Raw genomic sequence first — 1,002 nt, 5'->3', positions numbered from 1 at the left:
AGATGCCCAGCGCGGCGATCAGGCCCGAGGCCACGCCGAAGCCGACCCCGACCACGTACCCGTTACGGCGGCCATGGCGCCGCATGATGAACGCCGCGGGCAAGGTGCCGATGGCAAGACCCAGGCCGAACAGGCTCACGGGCAAGGTGATCCAGGCCGAGTCCTTGGCAAGCTGCTGGCCGACCAGTCCGCCCAGCGACATCACGATGGGCGCGCTGGCGCCGCCGAGCGCCTGCGCGGCGGTGAGAACGCCGATGTTTCGGCGCGTGATGCTCTGGTCGGTCATGGGCGGTCTTTCTTGTTCGTTTGTCTGGCCGGAAATATTACACGCATGAATATGTGTTCAGTTATACGGCCATGCGATGCTCATGAACCGTCGCAGTCTGGTCGCTCCTCGCAAATCTCCCGAGCGGCAGAAGGAACAGCCTGCCGTTCCAATGCGAGCAGGTGCTCTTTCACCCGGGTCAGTTGCTCCATGCGTTTCTCGACACAGGCGAGATGGTCCCGGACAGCCTGCCTCAGCAGCTCGGGTTCCGGGGACTCGCCATGCGCCCAGGCCAGCAGGCTGCGCACGTCATCCAGGCCGATGCCCGACGCACGGTAGTTGCGAATCCGGTGAAGCCGCTCGACATGGGCCGGGCCATAGCGCCGGTAGTTGTTGCGGGACCGCTCGGGAGCGGGCAACAGGCCCTCCCGCTCGTAGAACCTGATGTTCTCGGGGGGCGTGCCGGTCAAGCGCGCGAGTTCGCCAATCCTCATCCAGCTCTCCGCGCGCAGCGATGGGAGACGCCATCGCTGCGCGCCGGCCCTCATCCCGGCGACCGGGCGGGCTGCTGCGCCGTGGTGCCCGATGGCACCGTGTGCTCGGTCCAGCCGCCGCCCAGCGCCTTGTACAGGTGGATGAGGTTGTTCAGCCGCGTCAGGCGCGTGCGCACCAGGGTCTGCTGCGTGCCGTACTGCGTGCGCTGCGCGTCGAGCAAGGTAAGGTTGTCGTCCACGCCT

At 66.8% G+C, this 1,002-nt stretch carries 1 protein-coding gene and 2 pseudogenes; all 3 read right to left on the bottom strand.

Annotation, left to right across the window (positions count from 1 at the left end; genetic code table 11):
* Window positions 1-286: pseudogene (locus N7422_RS26835) on the bottom strand (MFS transporter); the annotation flags it as partial.
* Window positions 287-366: 80 nt separating this feature from the next.
* Window positions 367-759 (bottom strand): MerR family transcriptional regulator, encoded by a 393-nt coding sequence (locus tag N7422_RS26830; protein WP_126107547.1) that lies wholly within the window; start codon window positions 757-759, stop codon window positions 367-369.
* Window positions 760-809: 50 nt separating this feature from the next.
* Window positions 810-1,002 (bottom strand): annotated as a pseudogene (locus N7422_RS26825) (multidrug transporter); the annotation flags it as partial.

Origin of the sequence: Pseudomonas sp. GD04091 (assembly GCF_029836165.1) — a bacterium.
Taxonomy (GTDB): domain Bacteria; phylum Pseudomonadota; class Gammaproteobacteria; order Pseudomonadales; family Pseudomonadaceae; genus Aquipseudomonas.
The sequence above is the reverse complement of the archived record's forward strand: the minus strand, read 5'-3'. Positions and strand labels throughout refer to the sequence as shown.

Coding starts and splice junctions, on each gene's coding strand:
- N7422_RS26830 (WP_126107547.1), bottom strand. CDS start 759: ATGAGGATTGGCGAACTCGCGCGCTTGACCGGCACGCCCCCCGAGAAC.